This window comes from Solwaraspora sp. WMMA2056 (genome assembly GCF_030345095.1).
Lineage (GTDB): Bacteria > Actinomycetota > Actinomycetes > Mycobacteriales > Micromonosporaceae > Micromonospora_E.
On the sequence record NZ_CP128360.1, the window covers coordinates 3,142,273 to 3,162,914 of the forward strand.

The window sequence follows — 20,642 nt, forward strand, 5'->3', positions numbered from 1 at the left end:
CCGACATCCGACGACGAGGCCCCGGCCCAGTTTCGACTGGACCGGGGCCATCTGGTAACCGTCAGGGCCGGGTGAAGACGAGCGCCACGTTGTGGCCACCGAAGCCGAACGAGTTGTTCAGCGCGGCGGGAACGTCCAACGGCCGGGCCTTGTGCGCGGCCACGTCGAGGTCGAGCTGCTCGTCGGGGTCGTCCAGGTTGATCGTCGGCGGCACCACGCTGTCGCGGATCGTCAGGATCGTGGCGATCGACTCCAACGCGCCGGCCGCCCCGAGCAGGTGACCCGACATCGACTTGGTGGCGGTCAGCACCGGATGGTCACCGACGGCCGACCGCAGCGCCACCAGCTCGGCCAGGTCGCCGGCCGGGGTCGAGGTCGCGTGCGCGTTGACGTGCGCGATGTCGGCACCGGAGACGCCGGCGTCGGTCAGCGCCAGCCGGATCGCCCGCGCCGCACCCAGCCCTTCGGGATGCGGCTGCACCATGTCGTACCCGTCGGAGGTGATCCCGGCCCCGGCCAGCCGGGCGTAGACGCGGGCGCCGCGCGCGGCAGCATGCTCGGCCCGTTCCAGCACCAGGATGCCGGCACCTTCGCCGAGGACGAACCCGTCGCGGGCACGGTCCCACGGCCGGGACGCCCGCTCCGGATCGTCGTTGCGGGTGGACATCGCCCGCATCGCGGCGAAGCCGGCGATCGGCAGGCCGTGCACGACCGCCTCGGTGCCGCCGGCAACCACGACGTCGGCGCGCCCGGCGCGGATCATGTCCAGCCCCAACGCGATGGCCTCGGCGCCGGTGGCGCAGGCACTGGCCACCGAGTGCACCCCGGCCTGGGCGCCGAGCTCGAGCCCGACCCAGGCCGCCGGGCCGTTGGGCATCAACATCGGTACGGTGTGCGGCGAGACGCGGCGCGGCCCGGAGGCTTCCAGGATGTCGTCCTGGGCCAGCAGGGTGAGCGCGCCGCCGATCCCGGAGCCGACGGTGACGCCGAGGCGTTCCCGGTCGACGTCGGCGTCGGCCAGCCCAGCGTCCGCCCACGCCTCACCGGCGGCGATCAGCGCGATCGCCTCGGAGCGGTCGAGTCGGCGCAGTTTGACCCGGTCCAGCCGTTCGGCGGGGTCGACCGCCAGTTCGGCGGCGATCCGGACCGGTAGCTGCGCGGCCCACTCGTGGGTGAGCGGGCCGACTCCGGACTTGCCGTTGAGCATGGCATCCCAGGTCGACGCGACGTCCCCGCCGAGCGGGGTCGTCGCGCCGAGTCCGGTGACGACGACGTCGACCATCGTCACGCCTGCGCTTCGATGTAGGCGACGGCGTCGCCCACGGTCTTGAGGTTCTGCACCTCGTTGTCCGGGATCTTCACGCCGAACTTCTCCTCGGCGGCCACCACGACCTCGACCATGGACAGGGAGTCGACGTCCAGGTCGTCGGTGAACGACTTTTCGCCGGCCACGTCGTCCGGGTTGACTCCGGCGACCTCTTCGAGGATCTCGGCGAGGCCTGCGGTGATCTCGTCACGGGTCATGGGTTTCTGCTTTCCTCTCGGATGGGTTGACACTGGCGTGCACCCGATCGGCGGGCGTACGCCGTACCGCACGGGTGCGGTTGGCGCTCAGGGACAGCGGACAACCTGCCCGGCGTAGGTGAGGCCGCCGCCGAAGCCGAACAGCAGCACCGGGGCGCCCGACGGGATCTCCCGCCGTTCGACCAGTTTGGACAGGGCCAGCGGTACGCTGGCCGCCGAGGTGTTGCCGGACTCGACGATGTCCTTCGCGACGATCGCGTTGGGCATGCCGAGCCGTTTGGCGATGCCGTCGATGATCCGGGCGTTGGCCTGGTGCGGGACGAAGGCGCCGATGTCGCCGGGGTCCACGCCGGCCCGCTCGCACGCCTGCAGCGCCAGCGGCGCCAGCGCCGTGGTCGCCCAGCGGAACACCGACTGGCCTTCCTGCTCGATGTAGGGTCGCCAGCCTTCGATCCGGACCGCGTCGCTCTTGTCCGGGGCCGAGCCCCAGACCACCGGGCCGATTCCGCTGGGCTCGCTGCCGCTGGTGGCGGTGACCACCGCGGCACCGGCACCGTCGCCGAAGATGATGCAGGTGGAACGGTCGGTCCAGTTGGTGAAATCGGAGAGCTTCTCGGCGCCGATGACGATCGCGTTGCGGGCCGCGCCGGCCCGTACCGCGTGGTCGACCGTGCCGAGCGCGTAGCTGAACCCGGAGCAGGCGGTGTTGATGTCGTAGGCGCCGGGGGCGTGGATGCCCAGCCGGGCGGCGACCCGGCAGGCCACGTTGGGGCTGCGGTCGATGGCCGTGCAGGTGGCCACCACCACCAGGTCGATGTCGTCGGGGGTGAGGCCGGCGTTGGCCAGCGCCTTGTCCGCCGCCGCGGCCGCCATGTCGGAGACGGTCTCCGAGTCGGCGATGCGTCGGGTGACGATCCCGACCCGGTCGCGGATCCAGGCGTCGTTGGTGTCGACCAGTTGAGCCAGCTCGTCGTTGGTCACCACCCGGGACGGCTGGTAGTGCCCGAGGGCTACGATCCGTGATCCGGTCATCATGGTGCCTTCCCGTCGCGGTGCGCGATCACAGTGGGGACCCGCTGATCCGGGCCAACGGCTGGCCGGGCGCGACCGGGTCGTCGTGGTGGGCGAGCCATTCGGTGAGGACCCCGGCGTCGTGCGCGGTGACCTCGACCGGACCCTGCCGGGTGGTGACGTGTCCGATGACCTGGCCGGCGGTGAGCTGGTCACCCTCGGCCAGTCCGGCGGCCGGCTCGAACGTGCCGGCACTGGCCGAGACCACGACGCGGAACTGCCGGGTGGGCTCGTGCCGGGGCGCGACGCCGTGCCGGGCGATCAGGTCGCGGGCGGCGGGCAGGTCGTCGGGGGTACGCAGGGTGACGATCTCTGGCACGCCGCGCTCTTTGAACTCCCGCTTGACCAGTCCGGCCAGGGTCCCCGCCGGCGGGAGTTCCAGGACCCCGGTCACGCCGAGCTCGGCCAGCGTGCGCATGCACAGGTCCCAGCGCACCGGCGCGGTCACCTGGCGGACGAGACGCTGCAGCAGCTCCCGTCCGTGGTCGACGGCGGTGCCGTCGAGATTGGACAACACGATGCGGTTGGGGTCGGCCGGGATGATGCCGGCGGCGACCGAGGCCAGCGCCTCCTCGGCGGTGGCCATGTACGGCGTGTGGAACGCGCCCGCTACCTGCAGCACCGCGACCCGGGCGCGGGCCGGCGGCTCGGCGGCGAACTTCGCCAACCGGTCGCTGGCGCCGGCCGCGACGATCTGGCCGGCGCCGTTGTGGTTGGCCGCGTGCAACCCGTGGCTGTCGATGGCGGCGAGCACCTCGTCACGGTCGCCACCGAGGACGGCGGCCATGCCGGTGGCCTCGATCGCGCAGGCTGCGGCCATCTCCCGGCCCCGAACGGCGGCCAGGGTGATCGCCGACTCGGCCGGCAGCGCACCGGCCAGCGACGCGGCGGCGAGTTCGCCGACGCTGTGTCCGGCGGCGACGGCGACGTCGTAGAGTCCGCCCGGGCGGGGGCCGGTGGGGGAGCCACCGGGCAGGTGCTCGGCGGCGAGCAGTGCGGCGGCGACGAGCAACGGCTGGGTCCGGGCGGTGTCCTTGATCTCGTCGGCGTCGGCGGTCGTGCCGAGGTGGACCAGATCGACCCCGGCGAGCGCGGACCACCACCGAAGGCGGGCCCGGGCACCGGGCAGGTCGAGCCAGGGGCTCAGGAAGCCAGGCTTCTGGGCCCCCTGGCCAGGTGAGAGTACGGCGAGCACGGCTATGACTCTCCCTGATGCGCACGGTTCAACTGGGTGCGGTGAGGTACCAATCCGCACTACCGCTGTTGGAGGAACCCTACAACGAGCGGCCCAGTAGTGATGATTGAGCCGGTTTTGTCGGCTAGGGCCGTTCAGCCGGCGCTCGGGTCCGCCGGCCTTCGGACGGTGCGTACCGGCGGTGGCGGGTCGAGCCGGCCGATCGCCAACGCCATCTGCAGCGCGTACGCGTCGCGCGCGGCGAACGGTGACAGCCCGGTGATCTCGCCGATGCGCCGCAACCGGTACCGCACGGTGTTCGGATGCACGAACAACGCCCGGGCGGCCGCCTCCAGCACCGCGCCGGCGGCGAAGTAGGCGTCCAGCGTGTCCAGCAACTCACCACCGGTGCGCACCAGTTCGGCGTACACGTCCCGGCGTAGCCGCCGCCGCGCCTCCGGGTCGCCGGCCAGGGCCCGTTCGGGCAGCAGATCGGTCGCCGCTACCGGGCGGGGCGCCCCCGGCCAGGCCGGTGCCGCCCGGTAGCCGGCCAGTGCCGCCCGGGCCGACTCGGTCGCCTCGTCCAGGCTCGCCACCATCGGCCCTACCACCACCGGACCGGTGCCGAAGGCGTCCAGCAGGTTGCGGGTCGCCGCCAAGGAGTCCGCCGCGCCGCCCAGGACCACCACGAGCCGGTCGTTGTGCACCCCGCCGATCGTCTCCACCCCGAGGCGCCGGGCCGCCCGGTAGACGATCTGCAGCACCGCGGCCACCTCACCACCGGGCGACCGGCCGACGACGACCGACACCGGGGTCGCGTCGGTCCAGCCCAGTGCGGCGGCCCGGCTCGCCAGGACGTCCGACGAGTCGCCCCGCAGCAACGCGTCCACCAGCAGCGCCTGCAACCGGGCGTCCCACGCGCCCCGGGACTCCGCCGCCCGCGCGTACACCCGGGCGGCGGCGAAGGCGATCTCCCGGGAGAACCGCAGGACGGCCTCCCGCAGCAACGACTCCTCGCCGGCGGCCGCCAGATGCGGCACCTGTGCCTCCACGACGTCGATGGTGACCTTGATCAGGGCCACCGTGTGCTGCAGGCTGATCGACCGGGCGAGCGCCCGGGGGGCCGTGGCGAACACCTCGTCGGAGACCTCCTGCGGGCTGCCGGAGGCCCCACCGCCGTCACGGAGCCAGTCGACCAGCGACCGCACGCCCGCCTGGGCGATCACCATCACCCAGGACCGCTGGTCGGCCGGCAGTTCCCGGAACCAGGGCAGCGCCTCGTCCATCCGGGCCACGCTGGCGGTGGCGAGCGCGCCGGCGGACCGTTCGATCCGACGCACCGTGGCGGTGAGCCGACCGTCCCCGTTGCCGGCCGTGTCGTCCGCTGGCGGCGTACCCGACCGGTCGTTGTTCCTGCTGCCCACGCTGCCAGCCTGTCACGCTCCGCCTGCGGCGGGACAGCAGCCGTGCCACCATGGGCGGATGATCGCCCGTCCCCCCATCGCGGTGCCGCTGTCCGCCGGGCTGGTCCTGGCGGTGCTGACCGTGCTGTTGATCGTGGAGCCGACGATCGTCGCCCAGGTCGACGGGCCGCTGAGTGAGCGGCTGCGCGGGTACGCGGCGGACCGTCCGGCCCTGGTGACGGTGCTGCGGTACGCCACCGATCTGGCCGCCACGGTGTCGTTCGTCGCGGCGGGTGTGGCCGCGACCGTGCTGTTCGCCCTGCGGCGGGAGCGCACCCGGGCCTGGTTCTGCGGGGTGGTCACCGTCGTCGTTCCGGCCGGCTGGTTCGCCGGGCAGTGGCTGCTGCACCGGCCGCGACCGGTGGACGGATTCATCACCGTGGCCGCCAACGGCTTTCCCAGCGGTCACACGACGAACGCCGCCGCCGTCGCGGTGGCCGTGGTACTGCTGGCCTGGCCCGGTGCCAGCCGCCGGGGCCGGCTGCTGGTCGTGACGCTGGTCGGCCTCGGTGCCGGCTTCATCGGGGCGACCAGGTTGCTGCTGCTGGCCCACTGGCCGGTCGACGTGATCGGCGGCTGCCTGCTCGCCGTGCTGCTCGTGTCGCTGGTCGCACGCTGGGTGCCCGGACCATCGGGTCCGCCGGCACCGCCGGTGACCCCACCTGGCAAGGTGTCGTCTCGGGACGGCTCGTGCGAGGTGAGGAGATCGTGATGGCGCACGTGGGGGCGGGGCAGAGCAACGGTGCCGGTCATGATCAGCAGGCGGAGCACGACCAGCCCGTGACCGGGCGGTCCTTCGCCGGCCCGGGCGAGGAACGCATCGACGCTTTCCGGCCGCACCCGACCTCGGGGTGCTGTGCGGGCCAGCGCGGATGGGCGGGTGCCCACCGGCACCTCGGGGTGCGACCGCGCCAACGGAGCGCTCGCCGGGAACGGCCCCCGCACCGCTGGTGCTGACCGGGCCGGGGGTCCGGCCCCGGTACGACCGCGCAGCCGGGCCCCGGTGTGCCCGCTCAGCGGGTCCGGCGCCGCACCAGTAGCGCGATCGCGGCCAGCCCGAGCGTGATGCTGACCACCACAGCTCCGTTGAGCAGCAGCACATGCCGTAGCTCGGCGAACATCTTGTCCAGGTCCTCGCCCGGGTTGAGCGCGTCCTGCGGGATCACCCGCTCGCCGCCGCCGATACCGCCGCTGATGCTGTCCGGGCGGGCCGGCAGGGGAGCGCCGGCCGCCCGCAGCGTCTCCGACATCGTCAGCCGGCCGAAGAACCAGGCGGCCGTGGTCTTGCTGCCGTCAGGCTGCTCCGCCGGCCGGAACGCCCGAGGACCCCCCTCAGCCAGCGGGTACAGCTCGTAGCTGCGGCTGGGATCGTCGTCGATCAGCACCACGATCTGATATTTCGGGCCGAGCGCGGCCGGCTCCGGCGAGCTGGTCTGCCCCGGCCCGGTGAGCCAGTTCACCTGCCCCAGCATCGCGGTGAACAGTTCGCTGTCGGCCTCGGCGGTCACAGTCAACGGCTCCGGCATGTCGTCACCTTCGACGGTGACGCTCGTTGGAGCTGGTGGTGCCGCCTGGGCCCGGCCGGCCGTCAGCGTGGCCGCGCCGAATGCCAGGAGCAGCGCAGTGGCCGCGACGAGTCGGCCGGTGGCCCGCTGTCTCATGGTCAACTCCCTCGCCCCCGCGGAGGTCATGTACGTCGTCGACGTGCTCACTACCCGACGGCGGCCCGGCATAATCCGACGGGGTGCGAGGCCGTGGACCCTCACTGTGAGAGACTCCGCGCGACCCTGGACGGTTGCACCCACCGGACAGTTTTTTTCGGGAACCATCGCGGGCCGGTGGCCGACCAACTAGGGAGGTCGACCGGACGGCGGCCCAGCACGTATCTGGCGACAGATGGTATCCGGCGAACGCAACATGTGGGGGACAGGGTGGTACGCGTACCAGCGGTTTTGCTCGCGGTGGTGGCTGGGCTGCTGAGTGTGCTGTTCGGAGGGTCGGCGGCGTACGCGCACAACGTGCTGACCGGGAGCAACCCGGCTGACGGAGCCGAGCTGGCGCAGGCCCCGGAGACGGTCGAGCTGACCTTCCTGGCGCGGCTGAACCAGGAGCAGACCGAACTGAGCGTGACCGGCCCGGACGGTGCTGCGGCGTCGACCGGTGCACCGGTCGTGGACGGCTCGGCGGTGAGCGTGGCGGTCCAGCCCGGTCCCGCCGGTGAGTACACAGTGAACTACAACGTGTTGTCGACCGACGGGCACTGGGTCAAGGGCACGCTCGCGTTCACCGTGACGGTCGGTGTCGAGCCGACGGCCGCCCCGACGCCGAGTGCACAGCCGAGCCCGACCGACGCCCCGTCGACGCCAGCCACGACCGAGGTGTCCGCCGCACCGGCGACGCCGCAGGCCACCAGCTCCACGGAGAGCACCCCCTGGTGGCCGTGGCTGGTCGGTGGGCTGGTGGTGCTGGTCGCCGGGGCGGCGGGGGCGTTCTTCGTCCGCCGCCGCAGCAGCTGACGCCGGGGTCAGCCGAGCCCGGACCCGGGGTCAGCCGAGCGTCGCGCGGGCGTCGCGAAGGCGACGCAGCGTCCGGTCCCGGCCGAGGACCTCCAACGACTCGAACAGCGGCAACCCGACGGACCGACCGGTCACGGCCACCCGTACCGGTGCCTGGGCCTTGCCGAGTTTGAGTCCGCGCGCGGCACCGACCTGCTCCAGCGCCGCCTTCAGCGGCTCAGCCGACCACTGCGGCAGGGCGTCGAAGGCGGCGATCGTCGCGTCCAGCAGGTCGGCGGCACCTTCCTTCATCGCCTTCGCCCACGCGGCGTCGTCGACGGCCGGCGCGTCGAGGAAGAGGAAGTCCACGTTGGCGACGATCTCGCTGAGCACCGCGATCCGGGTCTGGGCCAGCGGCGCGACCGCCGCGAACGTGGCGGGGTCGTAGTCCGCCGGGCGCCACGGGGGCACCGGGATGCCGGTGCCCGCTGGCGTCCCGGGCTCCGGCGGCGTCCCGGTCAGCCAGGGCTGGCAGGCCGCGACGAACTCGTCGACCGACAGTGCCCGGATGTACTCGCCGTTGAAGGCGCGCAGCTTCTTCTCGTCGAAGAAGGCCGGCGACGGATTGACCGCCTCCAGCCGGAACTCCTGCTCGATCACCGACCATGCGACGATCTCCCGGTCGTTGCTGGGTGCCCAGCCGAGCAGCATCAGGTAGTTGCGCATCGCGTCGGCCAGGTAGCCCTCGTCCCGGTACGCCTCCAACGCCACCTTGTCGCGGCGCTTGGACAGCTTCTGCCGCTTCTCGTTGACCACCACCGGCACGTGAGCCCAGATCGGCGGTTTCACGCCGAGCGCCTCCCAGAGCAGCTGCTGCTTGGGCGTGTTGGGCAGGTGCTCCTCGGCGCGGATCACGTGGGTGATCCCCTGGGTGATGTCGTCGACCACGTTGGCCAGCAGGAACACCGGTGACCCGTCGGCGCGGGCGATGACGAAATCCTCGATCAACTTGTTGTCGAAGGTCGGTTCGCCCCGGACCAGGTCGATCACCGTGGTGGCCCCCGTGTCGGGCGTACGGAAGCGCAGCGCCCGGCCGGCGCCGGCGGTGAGGCCACGGTCGCGGCAGAAGCCGTCGTACCCCCGGTGTTCGCTGCCGGTGCGGGCCTGCACGTCGGCCCGGGCGCAGTCGCAGTAGTACGCCCGACCGGACTGGTGCAGCCGCTCGGCGGCGGCCCGCTGCTCGTCGGCGTTGGCGGACTGGAAGTACGGGCCCTCGTAGGAGCCCCGCTGGATGCCAATCCAGTCCAGCGCGGTGAGGATGCCGTCGATCCACTCCGGGCGGTTGCGTGCCGCGTCGGTGTCCTCCACCCGGAGCACGAACACGCCGCCGTGCTGCTTGGCGTAGATCCAGTTCTGCAGCGCGGAGCGGGCCCCGCCGACGTGGAACATGCCGGTGGGGGAGGGGGCGAAGCGTACGCGTACCGTCACGTCCTCAAGCCTACGGCCGGCGGCTGGCCGACCGGTGGTCAGGGGCCCGCAACGTCGGCTTCGTGGTGTTGTCCGCATCTACCTGAACCACGAAGTCTGCACCTTTTGCGGTTAATGTGATTTACGCTGCGCCTGTCCCGACGAGCAGGCAGACAGGCAGGGCAGATGATCCTCATCGAACGCAGTGGGCGGGTGGAGGCACCGATCGACACCGTCTGGGAGGTGGTGGGGCAGGCCGCGCTGCTGCCCGACTGGCTCGCCGGGGTCCGCCAGGCCGAGGTGATCGGGACCGACACCCGCCGGATGCGGGTGCACACCGCCGACGGCGCGGCGGCCGAGGCCGAGGTCATCGAGTTCCAGCCGCCGAAGCTGATCGCCTGGCGGGAACGCGCCGCCGGCCCGGGGATCCGCGCCGAGGCCCGCACCGAGGTGCAGGTCGAGCTCACCCCGGAAGGCGACGGCACGGCCGTCCGGCTGACCGTCGTACGGTGGCCGGCCGGCCAGGTCAGCGCGACCCTGCTGCGGCTCGGCAAGCACCGGGTCGGCGCGGACCTGGAGACCTCCCTGGGACGGCTGTCGGACCTGGCCGCCGCCCGGCACTCCGCCGACGTCTGCTGACCGGCCCGGACGTCCATGGCCGCCCGACGGCCCGGACGTCCATGGCCGCCGACCGGCCTGCGCCGACCGACAGTAGGGCCCCGGCGGATCACCGCCGGGGCCCTACTGTCGGATGCGAGGAACCGGTCAGGAGTCGCCGCCGGTCTCCCCGACCGGAGCGGCGTTGACGTCGTCGATCGCGTACTTCTTGGCGGCCCCCGCCGGCACCTCGGCCGGTACCTCGCCGCGCAACGCCAACTGCCGCAGCGTCGCCACGGCCACCGACTCGGCGTCGACGTGGAAGTGCCGCCGCAACGCGTGCCGGGTGTCGGACAGACCGAACCCGTCGGTGCCCAGCGAGGTGTAGTCACCCGGAATCCAGCGGGCGATCAGGTCCGGCACCGCCCGCATCCAGTCGCTGACCGCGACCACCGACTGCGGCGCGTCGGCCAGCGCCGTGCGCACGTACGGCACCCGCGCCTCAGCGCCCAGGTTGAGCAGGTTGTGCTCCTCGCAGGCGACCGCGTCGCGGCGCAGCTCGGTCCAGGAGGTCACCGACCACACCTCGGCGGCCACCCCCCAGTCCTCGGCGAGCAACTGCTGCGCCTTGAGCGCCCACTGCATGCCGGTGCCGGAGGCGAGGATCGTCGCCCGGGGCGCCTCGCCGCCGTCGGCCCGACTCACCTGCGGTGCCGGCGAGTACCGGTAGAGCCCCTTGAGCAGGCCCTCGACGTCGAGGGAGTCCGGCTGGGCCGGCTGCAGGATCGGCTCGTTGTACACCGTCAGGTAGTAGAAGATGTTCTCCGGCGACTCGCCGTACATCCGGTGCAGGCCGTTCTCCACGATGTGCGCGATCTCGAACGCGAACGCCGGGTCGTAGGCCACCACCGCCGGGTTGGTCGCGGCGAGCAGCTGGGAATGACCGTCCTCGTGCTGCAGGCCCTCACCGTTGAGCGTGGTCCGCCCGGCGGTGGCACCCAGCACGAAGCCACGGGCCATCTGGTCGGCGGCCGCCCAGAACGCGTCGCCGGTGCGCTGGAAGCCGAACATCGAGTAGAAGATGTACAGCGGGATCATCGGCTCGTCGTGGGTGGCGTACGACGTGCCGGCGGCGGTGAACGACGCCACCGAACCGGCCTCGTTGATCCCCTCGTGCAGGATCTGCCCGGCGGTGGACTCCTTGTACGACAGGAACAGCTCCCGGTCGACCGCCGTGTACTTCTGCCCGTGCGGTGAGTAGATCTTCTGCGTCGGGAACAGCGAGTCCATGCCGAAGGTGCGCGCCTCGTCCGGGATGATCGGCACCCACCGCTTGCCGAACTCGCGGTCCTTCATGATGTCCTTGAGCAGCCGGACGAAGGCCATAGTGGTGGCGACCTTCTGCTTGCCGGAGCCGCGCTTGACGTCGCCGAAGCGTTCGCTCGCCGGGACCGCCAGCGGCCGGGCGACGGTCCGCCGGGTCGGGACGTACCCGCCGAGGGCCTTGCGGCGCTCCTGCAGGTAGGTCATCTCCGGGGAGTCGTCGGCCGGGCGCAGGTACGGCGGCAGGTACGGGTTGGCTTCCAGCTGCTCGTCCGGTACGTCCAGGTAGAGCCGGTCCCGGAAGGTCTTCAGGTCGTCCAGGGTCAGCTTCTTCATCTGGTGTGTGGCGTTGCGGCCCTCGAAGTGCTGGCCGAGCGTCCACCCCTTGATCGTCTTGGCCAGGATCACCGTCGGCTGGCCGGTGTGCTCGGTGGCCGCCTTGTACGCCGCGTACAGCTTGCGGTAGTCGTGCCCGCCGCGCTTGAGGTTCCAGATCTCGTCGTCGGACAGGCCCTCGACCATCTTGCGGGTGCGCGGGTCGCGGCCGAAGAAGTGCTCCCGCACGTACGCCCCGGACTCGGCCTTGTAGGTCTGGTAGTCGCCGTCCGGGGTGGTGTTCATCAGGTTGACCAGCGCGCCGTCGGTGTCGGCGGCGAGCAGTGGGTCCCACTCCCGGCCCCAGACGACCTTGATCACGTTCCAGCCGGCGCCCCGGAAGAAGGACTCCAGCTCCTGCATGACCTTGCCGTTGCCGCGTACCGGGCCGTCCAGCCGCTGCAGGTTGCAGTTGATCACGAAGGTGAGGTTGTCCAGCTCCTCGCGGGCGGCCAGGCCGATGGCGCCGAGCGACTCCGGCTCGTCCATCTCGCCGTCCCCGAGGAACGCCCAGACATGCTGGTCGGAGGTGTCCTTGATGCCCCGGTGCTGCAGGTAGCGGTTGAACCGGGCCTGGTAGATGGCGTTGATCGCGCCGAGACCCATCGAGACGGTGGGGAACTCCCAGAAGTCCGGCATCAGCCGCGGGTGCGGGTACGACGGCAGCCCGCCGCCGGCCCCGGCGTGCGACAGCTCCTGCCGGAAACCGTCGAGGCGCTGCTCCGACAGCCGGCCCTCGACGAAGGCGCGGGCGTACATGCCGGGAGAGGCGTGCCCCTGGAAGAAGATGTGGTCACCGCCGCCGGGGTGGTTCTTGCCGCGGAAGAAGTGGTTCATGCCCACCTCGTACAGCGACGCGGCGCTGGCGTACGTCGAGATGTGGCCGCCGACGCCGATCTCCGGCCGCTGCGCGCGGTGCACGAGCACGGCGGCGTTCCACCGGATGTACGCGCGGATCCGCCGCTCGATCATCTCGTCGCCGGGGAACCAGGGTTCCCGCTCCGGCGGGATCGTGTTGATGTAGTCGGTCGTGGTCAGTGGCGGCACCCCGACCTGGCGCTCCCGAGCCCGTTCGAGCAGGCGCAGCATGACGTACCGGGCGCGTTTGGCGCCGCGTTCGTCGATCACTCCGTCGAGTGACTCGACCCATTCGCTGGTTTCCTCAGGGTCGATGTCCGGAAGCTGGCTCGGCAGGCCGTCGCTGATCACCGGGCGCTTGCGTTCCGTGGCCACAGGCGTTCCCTCAGTTGTGTGTGGGATAGGTCTCTACCGACCATCCTGCCCCCTGGGGGGCGGTTGCGTCACGCGTGGTCGCCATAGAGGCGATCTGGGACACAGGTACCAGGCGGTAACTTCAGGTCGACCGTACCGCCACGCGCCGCCGCCGGCCAGTTGGCGGCCCGGTCAGCCGGCGAGGAACGACAACCGTACCGAGCGGTCGGCGTTGTCGCCGTTCGGGTCGACCAGACAGATCGACTGCCAGGTGCCGAGGGCGAGCTGGCCGCCGAGGACCGGCAGGCTCGCGTACGGCGCGACGAACGCCGGCAGCACGTGGTCGCGGCCGTGGCCGGGCGAGCCGTGCCGGTGCCGCCACCGGTCGTCGGTGGGCAGCAGGGCGTCCAGCGCGGTGAGCAGGTCGTCGTCGGAGCCGGCCCCGGTCTCGATGATCGCGACGCCGGCGGTAGCGTGCGGCACGAACACGTGCAGCAACCCGTCGCCACGACCGGCGACGAACCGCTGCGCCTGCGTGGTGATGTCCCGCACGACCGGCCGGGAGCCGGTGCGGATCGAGATGACCTCGGAGTCCATGCCGGCCAGTCTGCCAGGTCGGTCTGCGGTGGGCGGCCGAGCGTTGGGCGGCCCAGCGGTGGGTGGCTGCGGCGACCGCCGCAGCCACCCACCGCGCACAGCTCAGACCGCGATGTCGCGCCGGGTGAAGCGCCAGGTGCCGGCGGCGACGCCGACGGCGGCGAAGCCGACCAGCAGCAGTACGCCGCCGACCTGCACGCCGTTGACCAGCGGATCACCGGCGAGATACCACCGGAACGGGGAGAGATGCCGGGCCCAGGCCAGCCCGTCGACCTGGGGCAGTACGGCGTTGGCCAGGTAGCCGAGCACGGCGACCACGGCACCGACGCCGAGCGCCGCAGCCCGGCTGCCGGTCGCCGCGCCCACGCCGTACGCCAGGGCGGCGAACGCCGTCCCGAACAGCACCAGGTGCAGGCTCATCGCGGCCAACGCGCCGATCCCGACAGCGGTGAACCCGGCCGGGCCGCGAACGGCGACCAGCGCCAGCCACAGCAGGGCACCGGTCAGCGCCAGCCACACCACCACCGCCGCGAAGCGACGCAGCGCGGCGCTGGCCCGCCCGACGGGGTGGGCCAACAGCAGATCCAGCGAGCCGGCCTCCTCGTCGCCGGCGATCGTCCGGGCACCGGCGGTGATGCCGAGGACGGCGACGAGCAGCGGGATCAGCAGGCCGAACACGGCACTGCCGAGGTAGCCGGCCGGGCTGGTGACGTCGTTGAAGTTGAACGCCTCCAGCATCCCTTCCGGGTAGGCCGCCATCGCCTCGGCCATCTCCGGGGTCTGCATCGTCGGCCAGAACGACGCGTACATCGCGCCGACCGCGGTGATCGCCACCGCCCAGGTCAGCATCGACCGTCGGGTGTCCCGCAGGGCCTTGGTGAACGGGTCAGACAGCAGCACGGTCGGCCTCCTCCCGCCGGTAGTAGGTGAAGAACAGTTCCTCCAGGTCGGGCTCCTCGGCGAGCAGGCTGATCACGGTGTGCCGACTCGCCGCCTTGATCAGCGGATCGGCCCGTCCGTCCAACCGGCACCGCAGCCGGTGACCGCTGATCGTGAGATCGCTGACGCCCGGCACCGCCTCGAACTCGGTGGCGGGCACCGGGGCGTCGAAGACGATCTCGATCTGCCGGACCGCGCGGTCGCGCAGCTGCTCGACCCCGTCGACGGCGACCAGTTGTCCGTCGCGGATGATGCCGACCCGGTCGGCGGTCTGCTGGACCTCGCTCATCACGTGCGAGGACATGAAGACGGTCTGCCCGGCGGCTTTCGCCTCCCGGACCATCGTGACGAACTCCTGCTGCAGGAACGGATCCAGCCCGCTGGTCGGCTCGTCGAGGATGAGCAGTTCCGGGGAGTGCATGAACGCCTGGACGACGCCGACCTTCTGCCGGTTGCCCTTGGACAGGCCCTTGATCCGTCGGCTGAGGTCGAGGTCGAGCCGCTCGGCCAGCTCGGTTATCCGGGCCCGGGGTACGCCGCCGCGCAGGTTGCCCAGGTAGGTGAGCAGCTCGTGACCGGTCTGCCGGCCGTCGACGACGAAGTCGCCGGCGAGGTAGCCGATCCGCCGCCGCAGGGCCACGCCGTCGGTGCGCGGGTCGAGCCCGAGCACCCGTACGGTGCCGCTGGTCGGCCGGATCAGGTCCAGCAGCAGTCGGATGGTGGTGGACTTGCCGGCCCCGTTGGGGCCGAGGAAGCCGTACACCTCGGCGGTCTCGACCTGAAGGTCGAGGCCGGTCAGGCCGCGGTTGCGGCCGTAGGTCTTGACGAGTCGTTCGGTACGGATGGCCGGGTCAGCCATCGGACCTCGCCTCCTTGGTGTGGTTGCCTCGACGCTCCGCCTCGAAGCGTTTGACGATCAACGGCATCTCGCGCTCGATGAACGCGTAGAAGTCACGCAGGTAGACGAGCCGTTCGCTGGTGCGCGCCTGCGGACCGCCGGCCAGTTCCACTCCCTGTTCGAGCAGCTCCCGGAAGATTCAGAACTTGGCGATGTCCGGCTTGGCGAGGCCGGCCGGATCGACCTCGTACGCCACGCCACGTTGCCCGGGCACCGGCACCCGGGATATCAGGCCACCCTGCTCCAGCAGCCGGATGCTGGTGCTGACCGAGCCCTTGGACACTTCGAGGGCGGCGGCCAGGTCGCTGCTGGCCTGACTCGGGGGGTCGCAGATCAGCAGCCAGCCGAGGATCTTGCCGGCGGCCGGCGGCAGGCCCATCCCGCCGAGGACCACCCCGGCGTGTTCGGCGTAGCGCCGCTCGACGGGCAGGTCGGCAACCATGGCACTCCTCGCTGTCGATCGTGCCGCGCGGATGGATCGTGCCGCGCGGATCGATCTTGATTTCGTAGGGTTGCGAACGTTCAGAACATACTGAACTCAATGATATACCGCCGCCGCAACGGCCGCCGCCCTCCTCCTGCCGCACCCGGCGGCGCGGCTGCCCTGCCGTTCGCCGCGACGCCGCGTAGCATCGCGACCATGACCTCCCCGGCCACCAGCGGCGCTGCCGCCTGCCCCGACCCGGCCCCGCGGCCCGCCCGCCGCCCGGTGGCCGAACCTGGCGAGGGTCGGTAATGCTGTCCGACGTGACCACCCCGCAGGACCTCGACGAGCGGTTCCGCACCGCGGTCGCCCAGATGACCGGCCCCACCGACCGCCGCGCACCGCAGGAACCGGTCCGCGACGACACCGTCCTCACCGGCCAGACCGCGCTCGCCCTGTTCGACGCCCAACTCACCAGCCGCCACCTCGACCTGGCCAAGCGCTGGCTGCGCAGCTTCGGCGAGGGCTTCGACACCCTCGGCTCCTCCGGACACGAAGGAAACGCGGCGCTGGCCGCGGCCGTCCGGGTCACCGACCCCGCGTTGCTGCACTACCGCTCCGGCGGCTTCTACTGCGCCCGGGTCGCCCGGGCCGCACAGCCCGTCGGGCACGCCCCCGGGATGGCCGGACCCGACGCCGACGACGACGCCGACACCGGGGCCGCCGACGCGGAGACCGACCCCGTCTCCGACGCCGCCCGCGACGTGCTGCGCGGTGCGGTCGCCTCCGCCGCCGACCCGATCACCGGCGGCCGGGCCACGGTCTTCGGCAGCACTGGGATCGCCGTCGTCCCCACCTCGGGCACCGTCGCCGCGCACCTGCCCCGAGCAGTCGGCCTGGCGCTCGCCATCGAACGGATGCGCCGGCTCGTCCCGACGGTGCGCCAACGCCAACCCGGGCTCGCCCGCTCGGCAGCGGCCAGCCGTCCGTACCTCGAACCACGACTGCCCTGGCCGGACGACGCGATCGTGGTCTGCAGCTTCGGCGACGCCGCGGTCAACCACGCCGCCGCCACCGCCGCCTTCACCGCCGCCGGCCACGCCGACCACACCGGAGAGAAGACCCCGGTGCTGTTCGTCTGCGAGGACAACGGCCTCGGCCTCAGCGTACGGTCGCCGGACGGCTGGGTCGCCGCGACGCTGCGCTCCCGGCCCGGCCTGCACTACTTCGCCGCCGACGGCTGCGACCTCGCCCAGACCTACGACACCGCGACGCAGGCCGCCGCCTGGGTCCGCGAGCAGCGCCGGCCCGCGCTGCTGCACCTGTCCACCGTACGGCTGATGGGGCACGCCGGCACCGACGTCGAATCGGCGTACCGCAGCGCCGAGGAGATCGACCGCGACGTCGACCGCGACCCGCTGGTCGGCACCGCGCGGCTGCTCGTCGCGGCGGGCCTGGCCACCCCGGACGAGATCATCTCCCGGTACGACGAGGTCGGCTGGCAGGTCCGCAAGGTCGCCGAGGAAGTCATCGGCGAGCCGAAACTCGCCACCGCCGCCCAGGTCGTCGCCACCACCGCGCCGCGTCGGCCGATCCGGGTCGCCCGGGTGGTCACCGACACCGGCGCCCGCGCGGCCGGCGCCGCGGCCACCGCCCGCGCCAGCGTCCTGGGCACCCGGCTGCCCGAGGAACGCGGCCCGATGACCCTCGCCGAGACGATCAACGCGACCCTCGCCGACGGGCTGCTCGCCTACCCCGGGATGATCGTCCTCGGCGCCGACGTGGCGGCCAAGGGCGGCCGGTACGGCGTCACCGCCGGGCTACGGGAGCGCTTCGGTGGCAACCGGGTGTTCGACACCACCGGCGACGCCACCACCGTTCTCGGCCACGCGCTCGGCGCCGGCCTGGCCGGCCAACTGCCGGTGGTCGAACTGCCGGGCCTCACCTACCTGCACGGCGGCGAGGACCAGCTGCGCGGCGAAGCCGCCACCGCGCAGTTCCTCTCCCGGGGCGGCTACCGCAACCCGCTCGTGCTGCGGGTGCCCGGCCTGGCGTACCAGGACGCCCTGAGCGGGCACCGGCACAACGACAACTCCCTCGCGGTGCTGCGCGACATCCCCGGGATCGTGCTGGCGGTACCGGCCCGCGCCGCCGACGCCGCCGGACTGCTGCGGTCCTGCCTGGCCAGCGCCGCCGTCGACGGCAGCGTCTGCGTCTTCGTCGAACCCGTCGCCGGGTACGCGACCCGCGACCTGTACGCCGCCGACGACGGGCAGTGGCTGGCGCCCTACCCGCCGCCCGGGGAGTGGGGCACCGGACACGTTCCGGTCGGCCGGGCCCGCAGCTACCCGGTCGGCAGCGCCGAGGACCTGACCGTGATCACCTTCGGCAACGGCGTACGGATGTCGCTGCGGGTCGCCGCCCGACTGGCCGCCGAGGGGATCGGCTGCCGCGTCGTCGACCTGCGCTGGCTGGCCCCACTGCCGGTCGCCGACATCGTGCGGGAGGCCACCGCCACCGGCCGGGTACTCATCGTCGACGAGACCCGCCGCTCCGGCGGAGTCGGCGAAGGAGTCCTCGCCGCGCTCGTCGAAGCCGGGTACGTCGGTGCCGCCGCCCGCATCGCCGCGCTCGACTCGCTCATCCCGTTGGGCCCCGCCGCACATCAGGTGCTGGTCAGCGAAGATGCCATCACCCAGGGTGCCCGAGCGCTGCTGGCGCGGTAAATTCCGGTGAACTCGGTGCGCCACTTGCGCCGGCCGGCACAACTGTGTGAACTACCCGCTATCGGTGTCCGACGGATACCGGCAGCTCAAGACGAGGAGGCAAGCAACAGTGAGCGCGACCGCTGGTCAGGCCGCCGACGGCGTACGGAGCCTGGCGGACCGGTTCGGCATCGAGCCGGGCATGGTGGTCATGGAGATCGGCTACGACGACGACGTCGACCAGGATCTCCGCGACGCCCTGGCCGACCGCTGCGGCGAGTTGGTCGACGAGGACACCGACGAGGTCGTCGACGCGGTGCTGCTGTGGTACCGCGACGGGGACGGGGACCTGTTCGAGCTGCTCGTCGACTCCCTCGGCCCGCTGGCCGACAACGGCGTGGTGTGGCTGCTGACGCCCAAGGCCGGGCGCGACGGCCACGTCGAACCGAGCGACATCAACGAGTCCGCCCCCAGCGCCGGACTCCAGCAGACTTCCATGGTCAACGCCGGCAAGGACTGGAGTGCCGCCCGGCTGGTGCTGCGCCGTGGGGCCAAGGCGAAGAAGTGAGTGAAGGAGCGGACATGGCAGTCGAGGTCGGTACGCAGGCACCGGAGTTCACCCTCAAGGACCAGAACAACCAGGAGGTCCGGCTGGCGGACTTCCGGGGTCGGCAGGCCGTCCTGCTGATCTTCTACCCGCTCGCGTTCACCGGCACCTGCCAGGGCGAGCTGCAGGAGGTCCGGGACAACCTCGAGGCGTACGTCAACGACGACGTGCAGACGTTGACGGTCAGCGTCGACTCGGTCTACACCCACAAGATCTGGGCCGAGCAGGAAGGGTTCCAGTTCCCCCTGCTCGCCGACTTCTGGCCGCACGGCGCCGTCGCCCAGGCGTACGGGGTGTTCAACGACGCCGCCGGGATCGCCAACCGTGGCACCTTCCTCATCGACAAGGCCGGCGTGGTCCGGTTCGCCGAGATGAACGGCCCCGGCCAGGCCCGCGATCAGGCAGCCTGGCGCAAGGCCATCGCCGAGCTGTCCGACTGAGCATCCGGACCGGCGGATCCCGGCGGTACGCAGCGGGACCGGCCACCGTTCGGCGGGTCCCGCTGTCCCTGCCGTACGGGCCCCGCCGTCCCTGTGCGGCAGGTCCCGCCGTACCTGCCGGCCGCGTCCGGTACGCCGCGTTCCGCACCATGGGACGGGGCCGCCGGGCCGCCGACCGTGGCAAGGTAAGCTAGCCGCCGCCGGGGCGGTCAATCCGCCGTGCCCGGGCGCGTAGCTCAGTGGAAGAGCACTCGCCTTACAAGCGAGGGGTCGCAGGTTCGAAACCTGCCGCGCCCACACTCTGACCAGCACGCGAGCAGGGCACCGGATGCCCGGTGCCCTGCGTCGTCTCACTTCCTCGCCTGCGACGATGGTCGCCAGTGGACGCCCGTGCTCCTAGGCCGTCGATGGAGATCGGCCCGCTCAAACTACTGGCTTGAGCCAGTTTGTGGTGCATAGCGAACAGCCGCCCACTACTGGCTTGAGCCAGTTGGAGGTAGCGTGGAGCGTGTTGTTGACCCCCAGTGACAGGCAGGCCAGAAATGGACGAGCCGACCAGCACAGATAAGCGACCACCCAGCCGGCGGATAGCCGATGACCTGCGTCTGAGCATCCAAGCGGGGGAGTTGCCACCCGGCGGCAAGCTGCCATCGGAGCGGGACCTTGCCGCCCGCTACGGCACGGCACGCAACACCGCCAGGGAAGCGATCAGCATCCTGCAAGGGGAAGGCCTGGTCGTCGCGCAGCACGGGCGAGGCGTCTACGTCCGCCCCAACCGGCCCCTGATGCGCCTCGGGGCCAACCGCTACTCCCGCCAGCTGCGCAACGAAACGGGACTGTCGCCGTTCCGCATCGAGGTCACGAAACAGGGCCGCGTACCCCGGACCGAATGCCGGTCGGTCATCCGCGACCAGCCTCCACCGGACGTCGCCGAACGCCTCGGCCTCGACGGGAACACCGCGACCGTCGTCCGCCGGGAGAACTGGTACTTCGCCGATGACGAGCCGGTGCAGGTCGGCGTGACGTACATCCCCGTCGACGTCGCCGAGGGGTCGCCGCTGGCGACCGAGCGGACCCTCGGCGAGGGCAGCATCTACGCCAGGTTCGAAGAACTCGGCCACCGGATCACCCGCGTCCGCGAGGAGATCTCGGCGAGGATGCCGTACCACGACGAGTCGACCGGGTTGGGGATGCCGCCCGGCGTACCGGTCATCGAGGTGCTGCACACCAGCTTCGACGAGCAGCACACTCCGTTCGAAGTCACCCGGTTCGTGATGCGCGGCGACCTCAACGGCCTGGACTACGACATACCCGTAGAGGACTGACAGGAT

Annotated in this window: 20 protein-coding genes and 1 tRNA gene; 8 read left to right on the plus strand and 13 right to left on the minus strand. The window is 71.9% G+C overall.

Translation table 11 applies throughout. The features are described 5' to 3' along the window. Positions 1–61: 61 nt before the first annotated feature. The 5 genes from fabF to O7608_RS14415 form a co-directional block, all read right to left on the minus strand. The gene (fabF, locus tag O7608_RS14395; RefSeq protein ID WP_289210453.1) at positions 62–1,288 is read right to left on the minus strand and encodes a beta-ketoacyl-ACP synthase II; all 1,227 of its coding nucleotides are present in this window, start codon (positions 1,286–1,288) and stop codon (positions 62–64) included. Further along, a complete protein-coding gene (locus O7608_RS14400; protein WP_289210454.1) occupies positions 1,285–1,524 on the minus strand; it encodes an acyl carrier protein in 240 nt (79 codons plus the stop codon). The genes fabF and O7608_RS14400 overlap by 4 nt, the downstream gene beginning before the upstream one ends. Before the next feature lie 87 nt (positions 1,525–1,611). After that, the gene (locus tag O7608_RS14405) at positions 1,612–2,556 is read right to left on the minus strand and encodes a beta-ketoacyl-ACP synthase III (RefSeq protein ID WP_289210455.1); all 945 of its coding nucleotides are present in this window, start codon (positions 2,554–2,556) and stop codon (positions 1,612–1,614) included. Between the two features lie 28 nt (positions 2,557–2,584). Beyond that, positions 2,585–3,790: an acyltransferase domain-containing protein gene (locus tag O7608_RS14410; protein ID WP_289210456.1), complete on the minus strand. Its 1,206-nt coding sequence runs from the start codon at positions 3,788–3,790 to the stop codon at positions 2,585–2,587. 134 nt (positions 3,791–3,924) lie between these two features. Further along, on the minus strand, positions 3,925–5,109 hold the full coding sequence (locus O7608_RS14415; RefSeq protein ID WP_289210892.1) for a PucR family transcriptional regulator: 1,185 nt from the start codon (positions 5,107–5,109) through the stop codon (positions 3,925–3,927). Positions 5,110–5,251: 142 nt separating this feature from the next. Between O7608_RS14415 and O7608_RS14420 the strand changes: the two genes are divergently transcribed. After that, positions 5,252–5,944: a phosphatase PAP2 family protein gene (locus tag O7608_RS14420; protein ID WP_289210457.1), complete on the plus strand. Its 693-nt coding sequence runs from the start codon at positions 5,252–5,254 to the stop codon at positions 5,942–5,944. 301 nt (positions 5,945–6,245) lie between these two features. On the opposite strand, the gene O7608_RS14425 is transcribed toward O7608_RS14420, so the two are convergent. Beyond that, the gene (locus O7608_RS14425; protein WP_289210458.1) at positions 6,246–6,893 is read right to left on the minus strand and encodes a hypothetical protein; all 648 of its coding nucleotides are present in this window, start codon (positions 6,891–6,893) and stop codon (positions 6,246–6,248) included. A gap of 303 nt (positions 6,894–7,196) precedes the next feature. Here O7608_RS14425 and O7608_RS14430 point away from each other — a divergent pair, with 303 nt between their 5' ends. Beyond that, the gene (locus O7608_RS14430) at positions 7,197–7,748 is read left to right on the plus strand and encodes a copper resistance CopC family protein (RefSeq protein WP_289210459.1); all 552 of its coding nucleotides are present in this window, start codon (positions 7,197–7,199) and stop codon (positions 7,746–7,748) included. Positions 7,749–7,778: 30 nt separating this feature from the next. On the opposite strand, the gene gltX is transcribed toward O7608_RS14430, so the two are convergent. Continuing rightward, positions 7,779–9,215: a glutamate--tRNA ligase gene (gene gltX / locus O7608_RS14435; protein WP_289210460.1), complete on the minus strand. Its 1,437-nt coding sequence runs from the start codon at positions 9,213–9,215 to the stop codon at positions 7,779–7,781. Positions 9,216–9,380: 165 nt separating this feature from the next. On the opposite strand from gltX, the gene O7608_RS14440 reads away from it, so the two are divergent. Further along, positions 9,381–9,833 (plus strand): SRPBCC family protein, encoded by a 453-nt coding sequence (locus tag O7608_RS14440; protein WP_282228503.1) that lies wholly within the window; start codon positions 9,381–9,383, stop codon positions 9,831–9,833. A gap of 126 nt (positions 9,834–9,959) precedes the next feature. Here O7608_RS14440 and aceE read toward each other — a convergent pair whose 3' ends face one another. From aceE to O7608_RS14470, 6 genes are all read right to left on the minus strand, one after another. Next, a complete protein-coding gene (gene aceE / locus O7608_RS14445) occupies positions 9,960–12,722 on the minus strand; it encodes a pyruvate dehydrogenase (acetyl-transferring), homodimeric type (protein WP_353850539.1) in 2,763 nt (920 codons plus the stop codon). 171 nt (positions 12,723–12,893) lie between these two features. Then, positions 12,894–13,298, minus strand: a complete 405-nt coding sequence (locus O7608_RS14450; protein ID WP_289210461.1) for a YjbQ family protein — start codon at positions 13,296–13,298, stop codon at positions 12,894–12,896. 102 nt (positions 13,299–13,400) lie between these two features. Further along, positions 13,401–14,198 (minus strand): ABC transporter permease subunit, encoded by a 798-nt coding sequence (locus tag O7608_RS14455; RefSeq protein ID WP_289210462.1) that lies wholly within the window; start codon positions 14,196–14,198, stop codon positions 13,401–13,403. Beyond that, positions 14,185–15,096 carry an ABC transporter ATP-binding protein gene (locus tag O7608_RS14460; protein ID WP_289210463.1) on the minus strand — a complete coding sequence of 304 codons (912 nt, stop codon included), beginning with the start codon at positions 15,094–15,096 and terminating at the stop codon, positions 14,185–14,187. The genes O7608_RS14455 and O7608_RS14460 overlap by 14 nt, the downstream gene beginning before the upstream one ends. Beyond that, positions 15,089–15,274 carry a hypothetical protein gene (locus O7608_RS14465; protein WP_502959214.1) on the minus strand — a complete coding sequence of 62 codons (186 nt, stop codon included), beginning with the start codon at positions 15,272–15,274 and terminating at the stop codon, positions 15,089–15,091. The genes O7608_RS14460 and O7608_RS14465 overlap by 8 nt, the downstream gene beginning before the upstream one ends. Next, the gene (locus tag O7608_RS14470) at positions 15,275–15,577 is read right to left on the minus strand and encodes a GbsR/MarR family transcriptional regulator (RefSeq protein WP_289210465.1); all 303 of its coding nucleotides are present in this window, start codon (positions 15,575–15,577) and stop codon (positions 15,275–15,277) included. It lies immediately after the preceding gene. Positions 15,578–15,933: 356 nt separating this feature from the next. On the opposite strand from O7608_RS14470, the gene O7608_RS14475 reads away from it, so the two are divergent. The 5 genes from O7608_RS14475 (at position 15,934) to O7608_RS14495 (ending at position 20,636) form a co-directional block, all read left to right on the plus strand. Then, positions 15,934–18,285 carry a transketolase C-terminal domain-containing protein gene (locus tag O7608_RS14475; RefSeq protein WP_421361516.1) on the plus strand — a complete coding sequence of 784 codons (2,352 nt, stop codon included), beginning with the start codon at positions 15,934–15,936 and terminating at the stop codon, positions 18,283–18,285. Between the two features lie 109 nt (positions 18,286–18,394). Beyond that, a complete protein-coding gene (locus tag O7608_RS14480) occupies positions 18,395–18,832 on the plus strand; it encodes a DUF3052 domain-containing protein (RefSeq protein WP_282228497.1) in 438 nt (145 codons plus the stop codon). Positions 18,833–18,846: 14 nt separating this feature from the next. Further along, on the plus strand, positions 18,847–19,311 hold the full coding sequence (locus tag O7608_RS14485) for a peroxiredoxin (protein ID WP_289210467.1): 465 nt from the start codon (positions 18,847–18,849) through the stop codon (positions 19,309–19,311). Positions 19,312–19,536: 225 nt separating this feature from the next. Continuing rightward, positions 19,537–19,608: transfer RNA gene (locus O7608_RS14490), tRNA-Val, on the plus strand. A 245-nt stretch (positions 19,609–19,853) separates the two neighbouring features. Next, positions 19,854–20,636, plus strand: a complete 783-nt coding sequence (locus O7608_RS14495; RefSeq protein WP_289210468.1) for a GntR family transcriptional regulator — start codon at positions 19,854–19,856, stop codon at positions 20,634–20,636. Positions 20,637–20,642 lie beyond the last annotated feature (6 nt).